The following is a 20256-nucleotide window of genomic DNA, read 5'->3' on the forward strand; positions in this document are numbered from 1 at the left end:
CCTGCTGTTAGTTAAACGGTTTTAAGTCAACGCGCGCCATCATCGCGGCTAACTGGGTACGATCGGTAATGCCGACGTTGCTCTGGCTTACGGCCAGGGCCGCAACGGCGGTAGCAAGACGTAAGGTATGTTCACTGGATTCCCGCATCAGCAGGCCATAAATCAGGCCGCCAACCATGGAATCCCCGGCCCCCACGGTGCTGACCACTTCCATTGAAGGGGGTTTAGCAATCCATTCCCCGGAGGCGTTAACCCACAGGGCACCTTCTGCGCCAAGCGAAATCACTACGTGAGCGATACCCTGCTCGCGCAGCGCATGGGCAGCGTCAATCACATCCTTTAATTCTGGCAGCTTACGGCCAGCCCAGATCTCCAGCTCACGGCGGTTAGGCTTAACCAGCCATGGAGAGGCTTTCAGTCCGGCGACCAGCGCATCGCGGCTGCTGTCGAAAATAATGCAAGGGCACTGGCTGCGCAGGCGGGTCATCCAGTCGGTAAAGGCTTCCGGGCTGACGCCGGACGGAAGGCTGCCGCTGACGCACACCATGTCAAACTGTCCCAGCCAGCTCAGGGAATCGGCAACGAAGCGCTCCCAGTCAGACGGGGTAACCTCAAAGCCCGAGAAGTTCAGATCGGTCACTTCACCGTCTTTCTCGGTCAGCTTTACGTTGATACGGGTACGGCCCTGTACAACCTGAAAACGGTTAGCGATGCCCAGCTCGCTGAACAGCTGCTGAAAACCGTCCTGGTTGTCTTTACCGAGGAATCCGCCAACGGTGACGTCGATGCCGAGATCTTTCAGCACTTTCGCCACGTTAATTCCTTTCCCTGCGGCATGCAGGCCGGTGGTTCGCACCAGGTTAACTTCGCCACGTTCGATTTCCGGGCAGAAGCCCACCAGATCGTAGGCCGGGTTCAGCGTAATGGTCGCAACACGTCTGCTCATTATGCGCCCTCCCCCAGACCGGCAGCGATGGCATCGCCAATCGCTTTCAGCGCCTGTTCAGCATCTGCTCCCTGCGCGGTGAAACGCAGGCGGTGTCCTTTCTTCACGCCCAGCGCGACGACTTTCATCAGGCTGCGCCCGTTGGCAGGCTTACCCGAACCATCCAGATTGGTCACGGTGATCTCGCTCTCAAATTGTTTAATGGTATTCACCAGCATGGTTCCCGGACGGGCATGCAGGCCGTGTTCGTTACGCACCACGTACTCTGCGCTCAGCAGGTCGTCCTTCAGCGCATCGTCGCTGGTCAACAGCGCCAGCACCGTTGCCGCGTCGGCGTTCAGCAGTTTTTCAGCTTTATTGTTCAGCAGCAGGTCACCCAGACGCTTCAGCACGGCAACCGGCTGGTCGTCGGTCATGGCGACGGTCACCAGCATCGCCGCACGCTCGCCGTCTGCGTCAAAGGCAACAGCAGCGCGGCTGACGGCGATAGCGCTGCGCAGGTTGCCTTCAGCACTGTCGTTCAGCCAGATGCCCTGGCCCAGGTTCAGCGGCCTGTCGTTGATGACGCGCGTGACGAAGACGGCATCAGCCGCGCCCGCCTCTTTCAGGCGCGCCGCATTCAGCGCCTGGAGGGTGACCAGATCGGAAGCGACGACGTCCAGCGTCAGGGTTTCATTGTCGAGCTTCAGCGCTTCACTCTGCTTTTCGCCCATCAGCAGGGCGCGCAGCTCTTCAGCGGTGGTCGCGGATTTAAGCTGTTCAGCGACGGAGTCATCGCTCAGCACGTGGGTCAGCTGACGCAGCAGGCCCAGGTGTTCGTCACCGCTGGCCGCGATGCCGATAGCCACGTAAGCCACCTGACCGTCTCCCCAGAGCACGCCCTGCGGGAACTGGAAAACCTGTACGCCGGTTTTCAGCACCTGGTCGCGGGTGTCCGTGGTGCCGTGAGGGATAGCAATGCCGTTGCCGAGGAAGGTGGAGGTCTGCTGCTCGCGCGCCAGCATGCCGTTGACGTAGCCGTCAGCCACGTTGCCAGCCTGCACGAGAGCAGCGGCGACCTGGCGAATAGCCTCTTCTTTATTCCCGGCCTGTTCGCCCGGGTGGATATCCTGAACAGATAACTGGAACATGGTTCTCCTCTCCTGCTGAAATTGAATCGTTTCAGCTTAACTGAGAAAGTAGGCGCTAACCTGCTCCATCAGGACAAACAAAATAGCGCTGAAACGTTTCAAGAAGTCTTGTCTTTTCTTCAGAAGGTTGCAAGAAAAGTTACGTTTCGTGTTTCAGAATTTAGAAGTGCAGCACATTTCTTCTTCACACCGTGACGTTTTGCTGATGTTCAGCAAACAGGTTCAGCACGCTTCAGCGCAGGCTCAATAAACTGAAATGGCATTTTGATTTTTTGTGGCAATCTTGACCTCACCCTCTGTTTATTTAATGACGGGCGGCGTAAACTCCGCGTCTCCCTGACACTCGCAAATACTGACCATGCATAACACCCCCGCTGCCGCCTCACCAAAGCCCTTTGATTTGACGTCAACGGCGTTTTTGATAGTCGCTTTCCTCACCGGGATTGCCGGTGCGTTACAAACGCCTACCCTGAGCCTGTTTCTGACCAATGAAGTCCACGCGCGTCCGGCGATGGTCGGCTTCTTTTTTACCGGGAGCGCCATCATCGGCATTCTCGTCAGCCAGTTTCTTGCCGGGCGTTCAGACCGCAAAGGCGACCGCAAAAGCCTGATCGTGTTCTGCTGCCTGCTAGGGGTGTTTGCCTGCCTGCTGTTTGCCTGGAACCGTAACTATTTCATCCTGCTGTTTGTGGGCGTGTTCCTGAGCAGCTTCGGCTCCACCGCCAACCCGCAGATGTTCGCCCTTGCCCGCGAGCACGCCGACCGTACCGGGCGGGAAGCGGTGATGTTCAGCTCGATACTGCGCGCTCAGGTGTCGCTGGCGTGGGTGATTGGTCCCCCGCTCGCCTACGCGCTGGCAATGGGTTTTGGCTTTACGGTGATGTACCTCAGCGCGGCGGTAGCCTTCGTGGTGTGCGGCGCGATGGTCTGGTTCTTTCTGCCATCCATGCGTAAAGAGCCAAAAGTGGCGACCGGTACGCTGGAAGCACCGCGGCGTAACCGGCGCGACGCGCTGCTGTTATTCATTATCTGTACGCTGATGTGGGGAACGAACAGCCTGTATATCATTAATATGCCGCTGTTTATTATTGATGAGCTGCATCTGCCCGAGAAGCTGGCCGGGATCATGATGGGTACCGCCGCAGGGCTTGAGATCCCCACCATGCTGATTGCGGGCTATTATGCGAAGCGTTTCGGAAAGCGCTTTTTGATGCGCATCGCCGCCGCTGCCGGGCTGCTGTTTTATGTCGGCATGCTGACGGTCCATACGCCCGCTCTGCTGCTTGCTTTACAGCTGCTGAACGCCATTTATATCGGCATTCTGGCCGGTATCGGCATGCTCTACTTCCAGGATCTGATGCCGGGTCAGGCAGGCGCTGCCACCACCCTTTATACTAATACCACCCGCGTGGGCTGGATTATTGCAGGCTCGCTGGCGGGCATCGTGGCTGAAATCTGGAACTATCATACGGTGTTCTGGATTGCGCTGGTGATGTGCGTCCTGACGTTAGGCTGCCTGACGCGTATTAAGGACGTTTAAGGCGCGGTGAGCGCTTCCAGCTCAAGAAGATAGGTGATGGCCTGCTGCCGCGTACTGCCGCACATTTCGGCGGTTGGCTGTAGGCCGGAGCACACCTTCGGGCGCAGGGGCGAGCCAAAGATCATACACTGGTTGGAATCAGAGAGCTGAACGCAGCGGGTATTGGCAGGCTTGCCGTCCGGCATTCCTGGAATGGGGCTTGAGATGGACGGTGCGGTACAGCACGCGCCACAGTCGGAACGACAATCCATAAATGCTCTCTGCTGGTGGCAAACGCCCGTGCGGTCGGGCATTGCGCGCACAGTAACACCTTTTATGTATTGATAGCAAAACCCACGAATTCCGCTTGCCTGAAAGGCCGCGCGCGAGTAATTTGGCGCGATATTTTTTACCTCCCGTAAACAGGATTACTGCAATGCCAAGAGCGAACGAAATTAAGAAAGGTATGGTACTGAATTACAACGGCAAACTGCTGATTGTGAAAGATATCGATATTCAGGCACCGAGCGCCCGTGGCGCAGCAACGCTGTACAAAATGCGCTTCGCCGACGTCCGTACCGGCCTGAAGGTGGAAGAACGCTTCAAAGGTGACGATATCGTGGATACCGTGACCCTGACCCGTCGCTACGTTGATTTCTCCTATATCGACGGCAACGAATACGTGTTCATGGATAAAGAAGACTACACCCCGTATATCTTCACCAAAGATCAGATTGAAGAAGAGCTGCTGTTCATTCCTGAAGGCGGGATGCCGGACATGCAGGTGCTGACCTGGGACGGCGTGCTGCTGGCGCTGGAGCTGCCGCAGACGGTCGATCTGGAAATCGTTGAAACGGCACCGGGCATCAAAGGCGCGTCTGCGAGCGCGCGTAACAAGCCGGCTACCCTGACCACCGGCCTGGTCGTACAGGTGCCAGAATACCTGTCTGCTGGTGAGAAAATCCGCATCCATATCGAAGAAAAACGCTATATGGGTCGCGCTGACTGATACGCTCAGCGTATCTCACGAAAAACCGGCCCTGAGGCCGGTTTTTGTATTTTTGCTGGTCGGATAGTCCGACGACACCCTTTACAGCAACTCTGGATATTTCGTCATTTTCAGCGCCAGCTCAATACCGCGCACTTCCGCCATGCCCTTCAGACGGCCAATCGCCGAATACCCTGGGTTCGTTTTCTTACGCAGATCGTCCAGCATCTGGTGGCCGTGGTCCGGACGGAACGGGATAGGACGTAAATCCCCCGCCTTCTTCCGGCGCGCCTCTTCCGTCAGAATGGCGTCCACCACCGCAACCATGTTCACGTCACCGCCCAGGTGCGCGGCTTCGTGGAAGGTTTTTGGGTTCTCTTCACGGCAGGTTGCGCGCAGGTGCGTGAAGTGAATGCGATCGCCGAAGGTTTCAATCATCCGCACCAGATCGTTATCCGCACGCACGCCGTAAGAGCCCGTACACATGGTGAAGCCGTTATAGATGCTATCCACCGTCTCTTTCAGCCACTGCATGTCTTCAATGGTCGATACGATACGCGGCAGGCCAAGGATGGGGCGCGGAGGATCGTCCGGGTGAACCGCCAGCCGCACGCCAGCCTCTTCAGCCACCGGCACGATAGCGCGCAGGAAGTGCGCCATGTTTTCGCGCAGCTGGTTTTTATCGATATCGCCATATTCCGCCAGGCGCGCGCGGAACCTGTCGAGGGTATACCCTTCTTCCGCACCCGGCAGGCCAGCGATGATGTTGCGGACCAGCTTTTCTTTCTCCGCTTCGCTGGCGGCATTGAACCACGCCAGCGCCTGCTGCTGCTCATCGGCGGTGTAATCTGCTTCCGCACCCGGACGCTTCAGAATGTGCAGCTCAAAAGCCGCAAAGGCAATCTGATCGAAGCGCAGGGCCTTTGAACCGTCCGCCATTTCATATTCCAGATCGGTACGCGTCCAGTCCAGAATCGGCATAAAGTTATAGCAGACGGTATCAATACCGCAGGCCGCCAGGTTACGAATGCTTTGCTGATAGTTCGCAATCCAGGTTTCACACTCGCCGGAATGCGTTTTGATATCTTCGTGAACCGGAATGCTTTCCACAACAGACCAGGTTAGCCCTTTCTCGGCCAGCTGTGCCTGACGCTTTTGAATTTCCTCAACCGGCCAAACCTGGCCGTTCGGAATATGATGCAGCGCAGTAACCACACCCGTTGCGCCAGCCTGACGCACATCATCAAGAGAAACCGGATCGTTCGGCCCGTACCAACGCCAGGTTTGTTCCATTGCCCCACCCTCTCAAGTTGTTATACCAATATGATTATCTTCGATGACGACTACCATACATGTTTACCGTCAGTGGTCAATACAGCAGGCGGTATTGATTGATCAAACTCACATAACGGGGATATTTACGGCTTACCAATTCATTTTGTTGTCATATAACTTTACACTGGCATTGTTAATTAATGGTTAATCAGGTGTGTACTTCATGAAGACTATTGCCTCCACCGCGCTTCCTGCCCACGTCCAGCAGCCCCGATACGATCGCGCGCTACTGCGCTCCCGCATCGTCCATTTCGGCTTCGGCGCGTTCCATCGGGCGCATCAGGCGCTGTTAACAAACCGGGTACTTAACGCCAGAGGAGGCGACTGGGGTATTTGTGAAATTAGCCTTTTTAGCGGCGATGTCCTCATGAGCCAGCTTAGGGCGCAGGATCATCTGTTCACCGTGCTGGAGAAAGGCGCCGATGGCAACCAGCCCATCATCGTCGGGGCGGTAAATGAATGCCTGAATGCGAAACTCGACTCGCTGGCAGCCATTATCGAAAAGTTCTGCGAACCGCAGGTGGCGATTGTCTCGCTCACCATTACCGAAAAGGGATATTGCATCGATCCGGCAACCGGCAGGCTGGACATGCAAAACGACCGCATACTTCACGATCTGGAACACCCTTCCGAGCCGCATTCCGCGCCGGGGATCCTGGTCGAAGCGCTTCATCGCCGCCGGGAGCGGGGGCTGCCGGCGTTTACCGTGCTCTCCTGCGATAATATCCCCGACAACGGCCACGTTGTGAAAAACGCCGTACTCGGCATGGCCGCGAAGCGGTCCGCAGAGCTGGCCGGATGGATAGAGGCGCACGTGAGCTTCCCTGGCACCATGGTCGACAGAATTGTTCCCGCCGCCACCGACGCCTCGCTCGCGGAAATTACCCGGGAGCTGGGCGTTGACGATCCGTGTGCCATCAGCTGTGAGCCGTTCATTCAGTGGGTGGTGGAAGATAACTTTGTCGCCGGACGACCGGAGTGGGAAGCTGCAGGCGTGCAGATGGTGCAGGACGTTCTGCCCTGGGAGCAGATGAAGCTGCGGATGCTGAACGGCAGCCACTCCTTCCTCGCTTATCTCGGCTACCTTGCCGGACACGCGCATATTAATGAATGTATGCAGGACGACAGCTTCCGCGAGGCCGCCCGCAGGCTGATGCTGAACGAGCAAGCGCCAACGCTGCGCATCACCGACGTCGATCTTACGGCGTATGCCGACAGCCTCATCGAGCGGTTTGCGAACCCGGCGCTACAGCACCGCACCTGGCAAATTGCAATGGACGGTAGCCAGAAGCTGCCGCAACGCATGCTGGACGGGATCCGCGTGCATCTTGCGCGCCAGACCCCCTGGCCACTGCTGGCGCTGGGCGTCGCAGGCTGGATGCGCTACGTCAGCGGGACGGACGACCAGGGCAACGCCATTGACGTGCGCGATCCGCTGAGCGAAAAGTTTAGGGCGATTGCTGAAGCCAGCAGCGACGCGGAGCGCGTTAGCGCCCTGCTGACGCTGAAAGAAATTTTTGGCGACGACCTGCCGCAAAACCCTGTCTTTGTCGACGCGATAGCCGGGGCGTACCGGCGCATCGCCCGCCTCGGCGCGCGCCAGGCCGTTATCGAAACGTTAAAAATTTAGCGATAATTGCGTTTATGGCGAACGGCATTGCGCTCCGTTCGCCCTCCCTCTTCTCATTGCCCGTTTTTTTCGTCAGGATGATAGATAGCTGTTAGCACATCACAATTATCTATCGGAGCGCACGTGACCAAAACCAACCTGATCACCGGTTTTCTCGGCAGCGGTAAAACTACGTCCATCCTGCATTTGCTGTCCAATAAAGATCCGTCGGAAAAATGGGCCGTGCTGGTAAACGAATTTGGCGAAGTCGGCATCGACGGCGCGCTGCTCGCCGACAGCGGCGCGATGGTAAAAGAGATCCCGGGCGGGTGTATGTGCTGCGTGAATGGTCTGCCGATGCAGGTCGGGCTTAATACGCTGCTGCGTCAGGGCAAACCGGACCGCCTGCTGATTGAACCTACCGGGCTGGGTCATCCGAAGCAAATTCTCGATTTACTGACCGCGCCGGTATACGAGCCCTGGCTTGAGCTCCGCGCGACGCTTTGCCTGCTCGATCCGCGCCAGCTGCTGGATGAAAAAGCGGTTAATAACGACAATTTCCGCGACCAGCTCGCCTCGGCAGATATTATCGTGGCGAATAAATCCGATCGCGCGACGGCCGAGAGTCAGGCCGCGTTTGAGGCCTGGTGGCAGCAGGCTGGCGGCGGACGTCAGTTTGTTCAGGCGACTCAGGGTAATATCGATGGCGCCCTGCTGGATCTCCCCCGCCTCAACCAGACGCCGCTGCCTGCCAGCGCGGCGCATTCCCATAGCCACGGCGTGAAGCACGGTCTGGCTGCGCTGAGCCTGCCAGAACATCAGCGCTGGCGTCGTAACCTGAACAGCGGCCAGGGGCATCAGGCGTGCGGGTGGATCTTCGACGCCGACACGGTTTTCGATACCATTGGCATACTGGAGTGGGCGAGGCTGGCCCCGGTTGAACGGGTTAAGGGGATCATGCGCACCCCGGATGGGCTGGTTCGCATTAACCGTCAGGGCGAGGATTTCTTCATTGAAACGCAGAATGTTGCGCCACCCGACAGCCGAATAGAGTTAATAAGTGCGGTTAACGCCGACTGGAACGCTCTTCAGTCCACCCTGTTGAAGCTTCGTTTAAGTTCGGGCGGCTAACGTTGCCCCTGGTTTATTGCGTGCTGAAGACTATGACGACTCGACTTCCTGCTATTTTATTGCTTAATGCTGCCGGCCTGGCGATCTTTTTCTCCTGGTATATCCCGGTGGATCACGGCTTCTGGTTCCCGCTGGATTCTGGTCTTTTCCACTTCTTTAACCAGGCGCTGGCGAAGAGTGAGGCCTTCCTGTGGCTGGTCGCGATCACCAACAACCGCGCCTTTGACGGCTGTTCGCTGCTGGCAATGGGCTGCCTGATGCTCTCCTTCTGGCTAAAAGAGGACAGCGCGGGTCGTCGACGCATTCTGATTATCGGCCTGGTGATGCTGCTGTCCGCGGTCATCATCAACCAGCTGGCGCAGCACCTGATGCCGGTTAAACGCGCCAGCCCGTCGCTCACCTTCCCGAATATTAACCGCGTCAGCGAGCTGCTGCACATTCCGACAAAAGACGCCTCTAAGGATAGCTTCCCGGGCGACCACGGTATGATGCTGCTGATTTTCGCCGGCTTTATGCTGCGCTATTTCGGTAAAAAAGCCTTCGCGGTAGCTCTGGCGATCGTGGTGATATTTGCATTCCCGAGGGTGATGATTGGCGCTCACTGGCTGACCGATATCGCGGTGGGTTCGCTTACGGCGGTGCTGATTGGTTTACCATGGGTTCTGATGACCCCGCTCAGCGATCGCTTAATAATGATGTTTGATCGCTATCTTCCCGGTAAATTCAAACAAACCGAAAACAAATAAATAACCAAAATTAACATCATTCATCAGGGATTGTTTTCGATCCCTGATTTCTTTCGTCCCCGACGCGCGCCACGCTGTCATCATCCCGTCATACCGTTCGTGATAAAAATGAAGTAATTGCAGGGTTTACAGGCATCGTCGACGGTATTTTGAGCAATTGCGCGCTGTAACGTTGTGTATCACAATTTCTTATAAAAAATCAGACTTTTTTGCTCGCAATGCCCCTTGCAATCGGTTAACCTCGAACTCGTTTTGCCCCACGGAGATAATTATTTTCGTGGTGAATAATTTTGTGCGTTGCGCCACAGTTTTCACCATAAAGAATTGTCTCATTGTGAACAGATAATTAGTCTCGTCACGGTTGGCATTTTTATAACGATTTTTTTCGTTAAGGACTTCAAGGGAAAATAAACAAAATGGTCAAATCTCAACCAATCTTGAGATATATCATGCGGGGGATCCCGGCGATTGCAGTAGCGGTTCTGCTTTCGGCATGTAGTACAACCAATACCGCCAGGAATATGCATCCTGAGACGCGTGTTGTGGGAATGGAAGATTCCTCTTCACTGCAAGCCTCTCAGGATGAATTTGAAAATATGGTACGTAATCTGGACGTGAAGTCCCGCATTATGGACCAGTATGCTGACTGGAAGGGCGTGCGCTATCGCCTGGGCGGCAGCACCAAGAAAGGTATTGACTGTTCCGCATTCGTACAGCGTACGTTCCGCGAGCAGTTTGGGTTAGATCTTCCGCGTTCTACTTATGAACAGCAGGAGATGGGCAAGTCCATTTCGCGTTCTAAGCTGCGCACCGGGGATTTAGTTCTGTTCAAAGCGGGTTCAACCGGTCGACACGTTGGTATCTATATCGGTAACGATCAGTTTGTCCATGCCTCCACCAGCAGTGGTGTGACGATTTCCAGCATGAACGAGCCTTACTGGAAGAAGCGCTACAACGAAGCGCGCCGCGTTCTGAGCCGCAGTTAATCTTGCTGTCGTATCGTTGGTTATCCCTTGGCTGGCGATACGATAAAAAAAACACTGCTCCGGCAGTGTTTTTTTTTGCCCGTTACACTGATAGTTATTCAGCGGCATTTCAGGAATCACGACATCTATGTTTACCCGCTACTTCTCCAGCAACCGCAGGATACTGTTTCTCAGTTTTCTGACGGGGTTATTTACCGCCCTGCTTCTGGGTGCGTTACAGTTTTACTGGAGTTATCACAAGCGAGAAGTCAGGTACGATACCCTCATTACGGATTTAAGCGTCTACATGGAGAGCTTTTTCGACGAGCTCAAAACCTCCATTGATACGCTCCAGCCGCTCACGCTGAACAGCTGTGACGAAGTCAGCGCGGCGCTGACCTCGCGCGCGGCCTTCAGCCTTAACGTGCGCGCCTTTTTGCTGGTCAGGGATAAACAGGCCTTCTGCTCGTCGGCAACAGGTCCGATGAATACCCCGATGGAAACGCTTATCCCTCAGCTACATATCAGCAAACCTGTTGATATCGCGCTTCTGCCGGGCACGCCCATGCTCCCGGATAAGCCCGCGATCGCCATCTGGTATCGTAATCCGCTGGTGAAAGACGGCGGCGTATTTACCTCCGTGAACATCAACCTGACGCCTTACCTTCTCTATACGTCACGTCAGGATGAATTTGCCGGAATATCGATCGTTATTGGCGATTCCGCGTTATCCACCCAGTCCGGAATGCTGGTTCAGGCGCGGGATTTGCCCGACGTCCCTGCCCGCACCGCCACGCTGAAAAATATTCCTCTGACCGTAAACGTCTACGCGCAAGAGTGGACGACCGATGAACTGCTCTACGCCGTGTTTTTCGGCCTGGTCTGCGGCATCGCGGCAGGTCTGCTGAACTTCTATATTCTCACTATTCGACTTAATCCCGGAAAAGAGATCCTCACGGCCATCAAGCGCGACCAGTTCTACGTGGTCTATCAGCCGGTCGTGGATGCGCAGTCGCTCAGGATGACCGGACTGGAAGTCCTGATGCGCTGGAAGCACCCGGTGATGGGCGAAATCCCACCGGACGCGTTTATCAATTTTGCCGAAGCGCAGAAGCTGATTGTTCCGCTGACGCTGCATCTTTTTGACCTTATCGTGCGCGATGCCCCCGTTCTGCAAACCCTGCTTCCCCCCGGCGCCAAGTTTGGAATAAACATCGCGCCCGGTCATCTGCATTCGGAAAGCTTTAAAGAGGATATGCGCACGTTTGCCGCCGCCCTTCCCCCCGATCACTTCCAGATTGTGCTGGAAATAACCGAGCGCGACATGATCAACCACCGCGAGGCTAACCAGCTGTTCGAATGGCTGCACGATGAAGGATTTGAAATCGCCATCGACGATTTTGGCACCGGTCACAGCGCGCTCATCTATTTAGAACGCTTCACGATGGATTACCTGAAAATTGACCGCGGTTTCGTGAACGCTATTGGGACGGAAACCGTGACCTCGCCAGTGCTTGATGCGGTGCTGACGCTGGCGGGACGCCTGAATATGTTAACCGTCGCAGAGGGCGTCGAAACGCCGGAGCAGGCGGCGTGGCTGCGCGAGCACGGCGTGAACTATCTCCAGGGCTACTGGATCGGCCGCCCGATGCCGCTGGAGCAGTTTAAGACGTGGCAGCCCAGCGTTACGCTCGGGGAATAATTTCACAATCGCGGCGCAGTCACTTATTATTCTGTTCAACCGAGCCTGCCTGTGAACAAAGGGATCCGCCGCACTATGATTATGCGCGTTGTACTGATGCTGTTGGCGCTGGTGAGCCTGCCCGGCCAGGCGCAGACCATCAAAGAAAGCACGGCCTTTGCCGTCATAGGTGAGCCGAAATACGCGGTTAACTTTACCCACTACGATTACGTGAACCCCGCCGCGCCCAAAGGCGGGAGCGTGACGCTTTCCGCCACGGGCACGTTTGATAACTTTAACCGCTTTGCCCTGCGCGGCGTGGCGGCAGCCCGGACCGAATCGCTTTACGACACGCTGTTCGTCACCTCCGACGACGAGCCCGGCAGCTATTATCCGCTGGTTGCCGAGAACGTGCGTTACGCCGACGATTTTAGCTGGGCAGAAATCGCCCTTAACCCGCGGGCGCGCTTTCACGACGGCACCCCGGTTAGCGCCCGCGACGTGGCGTTCACCTTTCATAAATTTATGACCGAGGGCGTTCCCCAGTTTCGTCTGGTGTACAAAGGCACCACGGTAAAGGCCATCGCCCCGCTGACCGTACGAATCGAGCTGAGCGAACCGAACAAAGAGAATATGCTGAGCCTGTTCTCACTGCCCGTGATGCCCGAGTCATTCTGGAAGCACCACAAGCTGAGCGATCCTCTCTCGACCCCGCCGTTAGCCGGCGGGCCGTATCGCATCACCGACTGGCGGATGGGCCAGTATGTGATCTATTCCCGCGTGAAGGACTACTGGGCTGCCGGGCTGCCGGTAAACCGCGGCCGCTGGAACTTCGATACCCTACGCTACGACTACTATCTTGACGACAACGTGGCCTTTGAGGCGTTTAAGGCAGGCGCGTTTGATCTGCGCGTGGAGAACAGTGCCAAAAACTGGGCCACCCGCTATATCGGTAAAAACTTCGACAGAGGCTATATCGTTAAGGACGAACATAAAAACGAATCCGCGCAGGACACGCGCTGGCTGGCGTTTAATATTCAGCGCCCGGTCTTTCACGATCGTCGGGTGCGCGAAGCGATTACCCTGGCGTTTGATTTTGAATGGATGAACAAGGCGCTGTTTTACGGGGCCTACAGCCGGGCTAACAGCTATTTCCAGAATACCGAGTACGCCGCCCGGGATTACCCCCACGCGGATGAGCTGGTTTTGCTGGCCCCGCTAAAAGCGGAACTGCCGCCGGAAGTATTTACCCGCGTATTTGAGCCCCCTACCTCTGACGGCAACGGGTTCGACCGCGAAAACCTGCTGAAAGCCAGCAGCCTGCTGGATGAGGCGGGTTGGGTGCTGAAAAATCAGAAGCGGGTCAATGCCCAAACCGGTAAACCGCTGAGCTTCGAACTGCTGATTGCCTCCGGGGCAAACGATCAGTGGGTGCTGCCCTTTAAGAAGAACCTTGCCCGGCTTGGGGTAACGATGAATATTCGCCAGGTCGATATGGCCCAGCTCACCAACCGCAAGCGCAGCCGCGATTACGACATGATGCAAAGCCTGTGGGCCGCGCAGCCGTGGCCGAGCTCAGATCTGCAAATCTCCTGGGCATCAGGCTATATCGACTCCTCCTATAACGCCCCGGGCGTCAAAAGCCCGGTGGTCGATGCCCTGATTGCGAAAATCGTGGCCGCCCAGGGCGACAAAGAAAAACTGCTTCCGCTCGGGCGCGCGCTCGACAGGGTGTTAACCTGGAACTATTACATGCTGCCAATGTGGTATATGGGTGAAGATCGCGTGGCGCGCTGGGACAAATTCTCCCTGCCTGCCGTGCGTCCCGTTTACACCCTGGGCTTTGACACCTGGTGGTATGACGTGAATAAAGCCGCAAAACTGCCCGCAGAGCGGCGTTAAGGAATTACGATGGGCGCTTATCTTATCCGCCGTCTGCTGCTGGTTATCCCGACGCTGTGGGCCATCATCACCATTAACTTTTTCATCGTCCAGATTGCTCCGGGCGGCCCGGTCGACCAGGCGATTGCGGCAATAGAATTTGGCCACGCCGGCGGCATGCCGGGCGGCGGCGGCGAAGGAATGGGCGCCAGCCATGCCCGCACCGGCGTGGGGAATATCAGTGAAAGCCACTACCGGGGCGGCCGGGGGCTGGACCCGGAGGTGATCGCCGAGATCACCCATCGTTATGGTTTCGACAAGCCGCTTCACGAGCGTTATTTCAGCATGCTCTGGGATTACGTTCGCTTTGATTTCGGCGACAGCCTGTTTCGCAGCGCCTCGGTGTTAACCCTGATCAAACAAAGCCTGCCGGTTTCCATCACGCTCGGGCTGTGGGGGACGCTGATTATTTACCTGGTCTCCATTCCGCTCGGGATCCGTAAAGCGGTCCACAACGGCAGCCGTTTTGATATCTGGAGCAGCACGTTTATCATCATCGGCTACGCCATCCCGGCGTTTCTGTTCGCCGTGCTGCTGATTGTCTTTTTCGCCGGCGGCAGCTACTTCGACCTCTTCCCGCTGCGCGGGCTGGTGTCAGCTGATTTCGACACCCTGCCGTGGTATCAGAAAATCACCGATTACTTTTGGCACATCACGCTGCCGGTGCTTGCGACGGTGATCGGCGGCTTTGCGGCGCTTACGATGCTGACCAAAAACGCCTTTCTCGATGAGATCCGCAAACAGTACGTCGTCACCGCGCGCGCCAAGGGCGTTGGCGAAAAGCAGATCATGTGGAAGCACGTTTTTCGTAACGCCATGCTGCTGGTCATTGCCGGTTTTCCCGCCACGTTCATCAGCATGTTTTTTACCGGCTCGCTGCTGATAGAGGTCATGTTCTCCCTGAACGGATTAGGGCTGCTGGGCTATGAGGCCACCGTCTCCCGTGATTATCCGGTCATGTTCGGCACGCTCTACATTTTCACCCTGATCGGCCTGCTGCTGAATATCATCAGCGATATCAGCTATACGCTGGTCGATCCCCGTATCGACTTTGAGGGCCGCTGATGTCGCGTTTAAGCCCCGTCAACCAGGCCCGCTGGGCCCGCTTTCGCCACAACCGTCGCGGCTACTGGTCGCTGTGGATCTTCGCCGTACTGTTCGTTTTAAGTATGTGTTCGGAGCTGATTGCCAACGATAAGCCCCTGCTGGTGCATTTCAAAGACCGCTGGTACGTGCCGGTGCTTGCCAGCTACACCGAAAGCGATTTTGGCGGCCCGTTTGCGACGCCGGCCGAGTATCAGGATCCGTGGCTGCGCGAGCAGATAGCGCAGCACGGCTGGGCGCTCTGGGCTCCCATTCGGTTTGGCGCGAACAGCATTAACTTTGCCACGTCCACCCCCTTCCCTTCTCCGCCGTCATCGCAAAACTGGCTGGGAACGGACGCGAACGGCGGCGATGTGCTGGCGCGCATTCTCTACGGTACCCGCATCTCGCTTCTGTTTGGGCTGATGCTGACGCTCTTTTCAAGCGTGATGGGCGTCGTGGCGGGCGCCGTACAGGGCTATTACGGCGGGAAAATCGATTTGTGGGGACAGCGCGTGATTGAGGTCTGGTCCGGCATGCCGACGCTGTTTCTGATTATCCTGCTGTCGAGCGTGGTGCAGCCTGGCTTCTGGTGGCTGCTCGGGATCACCGTCCTGTTCGGCTGGATGGCGCTGGTCGGCGTCGTGCGCGCGGAGTTTCTGCGCACGCGCAACTACGACTATATCCGCGCCGCGCAGGCGTTAGGCGTGAGCGACCGCGCAATCATCTTCCGCCATATGCTCCCCAATGCGGTGGTGGCGACCCTCACCTTCCTGCCGTTTATACTGTGCAGCTCCATCACCACCCTGACATCGCTTGATTTCCTCGGATTCGGTTTACCCCTGGGTTCGCCATCCCTTGGCGAGCTGCTGCTGCAGGGCAAAAACAACCTCCAGGCTCCCTGGCTGGGCATCACCGCCTTTCTTTCCGTGGCGGTGCTGCTTTCCCTGCTGATTTTTATTGGCGAAGCCGTCCGCGATGCCTTCGACCCCAACAAGGCGGTATGACATGACCCGGCCCCTTCTGAGTATTGAAAATCTGTCGATTGCGTTTTCAAAACAGGGCGAGTCGCGCACCGTGGTGACGGATTTATCGCTACAGATCCAGCGCGGCGAGACGCTGGCGCTGGTGGGGGAATCCGGCTCAGGTAAGAGCGTCTCGGCGCTGTCGGTGCTGCGCCTGCTGCCTTCCCCGCCGGTAAGCTACCCGCAGGGGGATATCCTGTTCCATGGACAATCGCTGCTGAACGCCGACGAGCGCACCCTGCGCGGCATCCGTGGCAACAGGATAGCCATGATTTTCCAGGAGCCGATGGTGTCGCTCAACCCGCTGCATACGCTGGAAAAACAGCTCTGGGAAGTGCTGTCGCTCCACCGGGGAATGCGCAAAGAAGCGGCCCGGGGCGAGATCCTCGACTGCCTTGAACGTACCGGCATTCGCAATGCGGCGAAACGGCTGAACGATTTCCCGCACCAGCTTTCCGGCGGCGAGCGCCAGCGCGTGATGATTGCAATGGCCCTGCTGACGCGTCCCGAGTTGCTGATTGCCGATGAACCGACCACCGCGCTGGACGTCACGGTGCAGGCGCAAATTCTCCAGCTGCTGCGCGAACTGCGCGACGAGCTGAACATGAGCCTGCTGTTTATCACGCACAACCTGAGCATCGTGAGAAAGCTCGCTGACGCGGTAGCCGTAATGCAAAACGGCCGCTGCGTGGAGCAGAATACGGCATCTGCCCTGCTGAGCGCGCCTCAGCACCCGTATACGCAGCGCCTGCTGGATAGCGAACCCTCCGGCGACCCGGTTCCTCTGGACGCCGGCAGCGCGCCGTTGCTGAAGGTTGAGGATCTGGCGGTGTCGTTCCCGATCCGCAAAGGCATTTTCCGCCGCGTGGTCGCCTACAACCCCGTGGTGAAAAACATGAGCTTCTCGCTGCGTCCGGGCGAGTCGCTGGGTCTGGTGGGTGAATCCGGCTCCGGAAAAAGCACCACCGGCCTGGCGCTGCTGCGCTTAATCGCTTCCCGGGGCAGCATTGTTTTTGACGGCGTGCCGCTGCAAAACCTGAATCGCCGCGCGCTGCTGCCCGTCCGCCCGCGGATGCAGGTCGTATTTCAGGATCCCAACTCGTCGCTTAACCCACGGCTCAGCGTGCTGCAGATTGTTGAAGAGGGCCTGCGCGTTCACCAGCCTGCGCTGACGGCGCGGCAGCGTGAAAACGAGGTGAAACGGGTGATGGCGGAAGTGGGTTTAGATCCCGAAACCCGGCACCGCTACCCGGCCGAGTTTTCCGGCGGGCAGCGCCAGCGCATTGCGATTGCCCGCGCGCTGATCCTGAAACCGGCGCTGATCGTGCTGGACGAACCCACGTCGTCGCTGGACCGCACCGTGCAGGCGCAGATCCTGGCGCTTCTGAAGGGGTTACAGGAAAAACATCGGCTGGCCTATATCTTTATCAGCCACGATTTACAGGTAGTGCGCGCGCTTTGCCATCAGGTGATTGTGTTACGACAGGGAGAGGTCGTTGAGCAGGGTGAGTGCCAGCGCGTATTCACTGCGCCGACGCAGGATTACACGCGCCAGCTATTGTCCGCTGACTAGCACTCAGAAGGGATAGTGGCCGGAGAACGGCTCGGCGATCGCTACGCCGAAGTTTTTCAGGCGACAGGTCGCGGCAAATTCGTCCTGGCTGTTGACGAACAGGCACGGCTCCCCTTCGCATTCCAGCACGGAGCTGTCCACTTCGATGTCCGTCAGCGCCTGGCTGAGACGCTCCATTACCGGCCACGCGTTTTCATCGCTCGGGCTGAGCAGCTTGAGCGCCACCAGGCAATTATCTCCCCCTGCAACGCTTTGCGGAATCGGTTCAACTTTCGAACCTGCAAAACCCGCTGACCAGCGATAGCTCTGGGGCAAGCGATGGACAATGGAGAGTTGTAATGTATTCACGTTCATTTCCCCGGAAGCAAATTTACTTCACAATTTATTTACATTTATAGTAACACATCATCGCCAGCCTGCACTATTTAGCAGATTTTATAAGCGTTACAGGCTCACGTCGGCGCTATATGTACCCGTTTCTGCGATCTAACTCAACCTTTTTAAATACAATGGTGTGACTTTTTACATAAATAGATTTTACATAAAAGAAACAAACACAGGGTAAACGAACGGAGGGTTGGTTGATATGGGTCAACAAAAAGGCCCGTACCGGGCCTTAACTGTTTATTTATGCGCCGTCTTACGCGGCCGGCTGGCATAAAGATAGAAGAGAATGGAGCTGGTGGCGCAGAACGCTATCGCCCACAGCATCGGCCAGGCGGTATTAAAGGTCGCCATTGAGAGCAGCGCGCCGACAATGGCGCCGATACCGAAGCGGAACGTCCCCGCCAGCGACGAAGCGGTGCCCGCCATATGGGGAAATTCGTCGAGGATCACCGCCATCGCGTTAGAAGAGACCATCGACACGCATCCCACAAACGCCGCCACGCCCACCACCAGCGCCCAGAAGCCAACGCCCAGCAGTGCGCTCACCACCAGCCAGATGGCCATCACGAACTGGATCCACAGCCCGGCGCGGAACATATTCAGCGCCCCTACCCGCCGGACAAAGCGGCTGTTGATGATGGTCATCACAAACAGGAAGACGATATTCAGCGCGAAGTAGTAGCCAAAGTGCTGGGGTGAAACGTGGTTGAGTTCAATATAGACAAATGGCCCCGCGCTAAGGAACGAGAACATCCCGGCAAAGCTGAAGCCGCTTGCCAGCATATAGCTCAGGACGCGCTTATGGCGAAACAGCGAGGCAAAGTTTCCAAGCGTGGTACGGACGTGGAACTTCTGACGGCGCTCGACGGGCAGCGTTTCATCAATAAAGACGAAGATCATCACCGATGCCAGCAGCGCGGCAATCGCCAGGATCCAGAAAATCGCATGCCAGCTAAACCACACCAGCACCGCCCCGCCCACCATGGGGGCAACCAGCGGCGCAACTGTCGTGACCAGCATGACGAACGACATCATGCGCGAGAACTCTTCCTTCGGATAGACGTCGCGCATCAGCGCGTTTATCACCACGCTTGCCGCAGCCGCCGCCAGGCCATGGAAGAAACGCATCACGATCAGCTGATCGATACTCTGCGCCAGCGCGCAGGCCACCGCCGCCGCGGCAAAGATCAGCGTCCCGCCGAGGATAACGGGTTTACGCCCCAGGCTATCTGCCATGGGGCCATAAAAAAGCTGGCCGAGCGCGAAACCGAGAATGTAGGTGCTGAGCGTCATCTGCGCGCTGCCTGCCGGAACGCCAAACTGCGCGGAAATCACCGGCAGCGCGGGCAGGTACATATCAATAGACAGCGGCATCAGCATGGCCAGCAGGCCAAGGATAAACACGATTTTAAACGACGAGTGTGGCCTGGTGGTCACAGGGTTCTCCTGAATTTAGCGTGATGGCAGCCCGACGCTGGCGATCTCTTCTTCCGTCAGCGGGCGATATTCACCTGGCGCCAGTTCCGGATCGAGTTCAATCGCGCCGATACGTTCACGGTGCAGGCCCACAACGTGGTTGCCCACGGCGGCAAACATACGCTTCACCTGGTGATAGCGGCCTTCACTGATGGTCAGGCGCACGTCGGTTGGGGTGATGATTTCAAGCACCGCCGGTTTGGTCAGATCTTTTTCATTATGCAGCTGAACGCCTTTCGCGAATTGCTCTGCCGTGTCATCCGAGACCGGCGACTCAAGCGTCACCCGATACGTTTTTTCACAGTGATGGCGCGGGGAGGTAATACGGTGCGACCACTGACCGTCATCGGTCATCAGCACCAGGCCGGTGGTATCAATATCCAGTCGCCCTGCCGCATGCAGCTTGTGCGCCACAGGTTCATCAAGGAAGTAGAGCACCGTCGGATGATCCGGATCGTCCGTTGAGCACACGTAACCTTCCGGTTTGTTGAGCATAAAATAGCGCGGGCCGTTCTGCTGGGTCAGCGGGTTGCCGTCATACTCCACCTGGTGGTCAGGCTGGAGTTTAAAAGCGCTGTCTCTCACAATGTCGCCGTCCACGGTTACGCGGCTGGCGCGAATTTCACGCCCGGCAATAGCGCGGCTTACGCCGAGTTGCTGAGCGATAAACTTATCAAGTCGCATGAAATCTTTTTAGCCTTAATGGTGCTGGAAGTCGGAC

At 57.0% G+C, this 20256-nt stretch carries 18 protein-coding genes; 11 read left to right on the top strand and 7 right to left on the bottom strand.

Annotated features, from left to right (window positions below; all coding sequences use genetic code 11):
- Window positions 1-7: 7 nt before the first annotated feature.
- Together fruK and fruB are read right to left on the bottom strand one after the other, a co-directional pair.
- A complete protein-coding gene (gene fruK, locus IM304_RS09895; RefSeq protein WP_148419860.1) occupies window positions 8-946 on the bottom strand; it encodes a 1-phosphofructokinase in 939 nt (312 codons plus the stop codon).
- Window positions 946-2076 carry a fused PTS fructose transporter subunit IIA/HPr protein gene (fruB, locus tag IM304_RS09900; protein ID WP_193355613.1) on the bottom strand — a complete coding sequence of 377 codons (1131 nt, stop codon included), beginning with the start codon at window positions 2074-2076 and terminating at the stop codon, window positions 946-948. The genes fruK and fruB overlap by 1 nt, the downstream gene beginning before the upstream one ends.
- Before the next feature lie 358 nt (window positions 2077-2434).
- Between fruB and setB the strand changes: the two genes are divergently transcribed.
- Window positions 2435-3616 carry a sugar efflux transporter SetB gene (gene setB / locus IM304_RS09905; RefSeq protein WP_148419862.1) on the top strand — a complete coding sequence of 394 codons (1182 nt, stop codon included), beginning with the start codon at window positions 2435-2437 and terminating at the stop codon, window positions 3614-3616.
- Here the strand turns inward: setB and IM304_RS09910 are convergent.
- The gene (locus IM304_RS09910) at window positions 3613-3867 is read right to left on the bottom strand and encodes a YkgJ family cysteine cluster protein (RefSeq protein ID WP_193355646.1); all 255 of its coding nucleotides are present in this window, start codon (window positions 3865-3867) and stop codon (window positions 3613-3615) included. The two genes, setB and IM304_RS09910, sit on opposite strands and share 4 nt — an antisense overlap.
- 164 nt (window positions 3868-4031) lie before the next feature.
- Here IM304_RS09910 and yeiP point away from each other — a divergent pair, with 164 nt between their 5' ends.
- Window positions 4032-4604 (top strand): elongation factor P-like protein YeiP, encoded by a 573-nt coding sequence (yeiP, locus tag IM304_RS09915; protein ID WP_008500940.1) that lies wholly within the window; start codon window positions 4032-4034, stop codon window positions 4602-4604.
- 81 nt (window positions 4605-4685) lie between these two features.
- On the opposite strand, the gene uxuA is transcribed toward yeiP, so the two are convergent.
- Window positions 4686-5876, bottom strand: coding sequence for a mannonate dehydratase (uxuA, locus tag IM304_RS09920; RefSeq protein ID WP_148419863.1), 1191 nt, complete (start codon window positions 5874-5876; stop codon window positions 4686-4688).
- 205 nt (window positions 5877-6081) lie between these two features.
- Here uxuA and IM304_RS09925 point away from each other — a divergent pair, with 205 nt between their 5' ends.
- From IM304_RS09925 to yejF, 9 genes are all read left to right on the top strand, one after another.
- Window positions 6082-7548, top strand: coding sequence for a mannitol dehydrogenase family protein (locus tag IM304_RS09925; RefSeq protein ID WP_193355614.1), 1467 nt, complete (start codon window positions 6082-6084; stop codon window positions 7546-7548).
- A 123-nt stretch (window positions 7549-7671) separates the two neighbouring features.
- Window positions 7672-8658, top strand: a complete 987-nt coding sequence (locus tag IM304_RS09930; RefSeq protein WP_193355615.1) for a GTP-binding protein — start codon at window positions 7672-7674, stop codon at window positions 8656-8658.
- 32 nt (window positions 8659-8690) lie between these two features.
- Window positions 8691-9404, top strand: a complete 714-nt coding sequence (locus IM304_RS09935; protein WP_193355616.1) for a phosphatase PAP2 family protein — start codon at window positions 8691-8693, stop codon at window positions 9402-9404.
- 416 nt (window positions 9405-9820) lie between these two features.
- Window positions 9821-10390, top strand: coding sequence for a bifunctional murein DD-endopeptidase/murein LD-carboxypeptidase (gene mepS / locus IM304_RS09940; protein ID WP_148419867.1), 570 nt, complete (start codon window positions 9821-9823; stop codon window positions 10388-10390).
- 127 nt (window positions 10391-10517) lie between these two features.
- The gene (locus IM304_RS09945) at window positions 10518-12071 is read left to right on the top strand and encodes a cyclic di-GMP phosphodiesterase (RefSeq protein ID WP_193355617.1); all 1554 of its coding nucleotides are present in this window, start codon (window positions 10518-10520) and stop codon (window positions 12069-12071) included.
- A 75-nt stretch (window positions 12072-12146) separates the two neighbouring features.
- A complete protein-coding gene (locus tag IM304_RS09950; RefSeq protein WP_176609873.1) occupies window positions 12147-13952 on the top strand; it encodes an extracellular solute-binding protein in 1806 nt (601 codons plus the stop codon).
- 9 nt (window positions 13953-13961) lie between these two features.
- The gene (locus IM304_RS09955) at window positions 13962-15056 is read left to right on the top strand and encodes a microcin C ABC transporter permease YejB (RefSeq protein ID WP_148419870.1); all 1095 of its coding nucleotides are present in this window, start codon (window positions 13962-13964) and stop codon (window positions 15054-15056) included.
- Window positions 15056-16081 carry a microcin C ABC transporter permease gene (locus tag IM304_RS09960; RefSeq protein WP_193355618.1) on the top strand — a complete coding sequence of 342 codons (1026 nt, stop codon included), beginning with the start codon at window positions 15056-15058 and terminating at the stop codon, window positions 16079-16081. The genes IM304_RS09955 and IM304_RS09960 overlap by 1 nt, the downstream gene beginning before the upstream one ends.
- A gap of 1 nt (window position 16082) precedes the next feature.
- Window positions 16083-17672: a microcin C ABC transporter ATP-binding protein YejF gene (gene yejF, locus IM304_RS09965; RefSeq protein WP_193355619.1), complete on the top strand. Its 1590-nt coding sequence runs from the start codon at window positions 16083-16085 to the stop codon at window positions 17670-17672.
- 3 nt (window positions 17673-17675) lie between these two features.
- On the opposite strand, the gene IM304_RS09970 is transcribed toward yejF, so the two are convergent.
- The 3 genes from IM304_RS09970 to rsuA all read right to left on the bottom strand — a co-directional run bounded on the left by IM304_RS09970 (window position 17676) and on the right by rsuA (window position 20219).
- Window positions 17676-18020 carry a YejG family protein gene (locus IM304_RS09970; RefSeq protein WP_148419873.1) on the bottom strand — a complete coding sequence of 115 codons (345 nt, stop codon included), beginning with the start codon at window positions 18018-18020 and terminating at the stop codon, window positions 17676-17678.
- Window positions 18021-18296: 276 nt separating this feature from the next.
- Window positions 18297-19496, bottom strand: coding sequence for a Bcr/CflA family multidrug efflux MFS transporter (locus tag IM304_RS09975; RefSeq protein ID WP_148419874.1), 1200 nt, complete (start codon window positions 19494-19496; stop codon window positions 18297-18299).
- A 15-nt stretch (window positions 19497-19511) separates the two neighbouring features.
- Window positions 19512-20219, bottom strand: coding sequence for a 16S rRNA pseudouridine(516) synthase RsuA (gene rsuA, locus IM304_RS09980; RefSeq protein WP_193355620.1), 708 nt, complete (start codon window positions 20217-20219; stop codon window positions 19512-19514).
- Window positions 20220-20256 lie beyond the last annotated feature (37 nt).

It is taken from the genome of Enterobacter cloacae complex sp. P40C2 (genome assembly GCF_014930695.1).
In the GTDB taxonomy this organism is placed as follows: Bacteria; Pseudomonadota; Gammaproteobacteria; order Enterobacterales; family Enterobacteriaceae; genus Enterobacter; species Enterobacter pasteurii.

Excerpts from the sequence above, each read along its gene's own strand:
- fruK (WP_148419860.1), bottom strand. The coding sequence starts at position 946 with ATGAGCAGACGTGTTGCGACCATTACGCTGAACCCGGCCTACGATCTG.
- fruB (WP_193355613.1), bottom strand. The coding sequence starts at position 2,076 with ATGTTCCAGTTATCTGTTCAGGATATCCACCCGGGCGAACAGGCCGGG.
- setB (WP_148419862.1), top strand. The coding sequence starts at position 2,435 with ATGCATAACACCCCCGCTGCCGCCTCACCAAAGCCCTTTGATTTGACG.
- IM304_RS09910 (WP_193355646.1), bottom strand. The coding sequence starts at position 3,867 with ATGGATTGTCGTTCCGACTGTGGCGCGTGCTGTACCGCACCGTCCATC.
- yeiP (WP_008500940.1), top strand. The coding sequence starts at position 4,032 with ATGCCAAGAGCGAACGAAATTAAGAAAGGTATGGTACTGAATTACAAC.
- uxuA (WP_148419863.1), bottom strand. The coding sequence starts at position 5,876 with ATGGAACAAACCTGGCGTTGGTACGGGCCGAACGATCCGGTTTCTCTT.
- IM304_RS09925 (WP_193355614.1), top strand. The coding sequence starts at position 6,082 with ATGAAGACTATTGCCTCCACCGCGCTTCCTGCCCACGTCCAGCAGCCC.
- IM304_RS09935 (WP_193355616.1), top strand. The coding sequence starts at position 8,691 with ATGACGACTCGACTTCCTGCTATTTTATTGCTTAATGCTGCCGGCCTG.
- mepS (WP_148419867.1), top strand. The coding sequence starts at position 9,821 with ATGGTCAAATCTCAACCAATCTTGAGATATATCATGCGGGGGATCCCG.
- IM304_RS09945 (WP_193355617.1), top strand. The coding sequence starts at position 10,518 with ATGTTTACCCGCTACTTCTCCAGCAACCGCAGGATACTGTTTCTCAGT.
- IM304_RS09950 (WP_176609873.1), top strand. The coding sequence starts at position 12,147 with ATGATTATGCGCGTTGTACTGATGCTGTTGGCGCTGGTGAGCCTGCCC.
- IM304_RS09955 (WP_148419870.1), top strand. The coding sequence starts at position 13,962 with ATGGGCGCTTATCTTATCCGCCGTCTGCTGCTGGTTATCCCGACGCTG.
- IM304_RS09960 (WP_193355618.1), top strand. The coding sequence starts at position 15,056 with ATGTCGCGTTTAAGCCCCGTCAACCAGGCCCGCTGGGCCCGCTTTCGC.
- yejF (WP_193355619.1), top strand. The coding sequence starts at position 16,083 with ATGACCCGGCCCCTTCTGAGTATTGAAAATCTGTCGATTGCGTTTTCA.
- rsuA (WP_193355620.1), bottom strand. The coding sequence starts at position 20,219 with ATGCGACTTGATAAGTTTATCGCTCAGCAACTCGGCGTAAGCCGCGCT.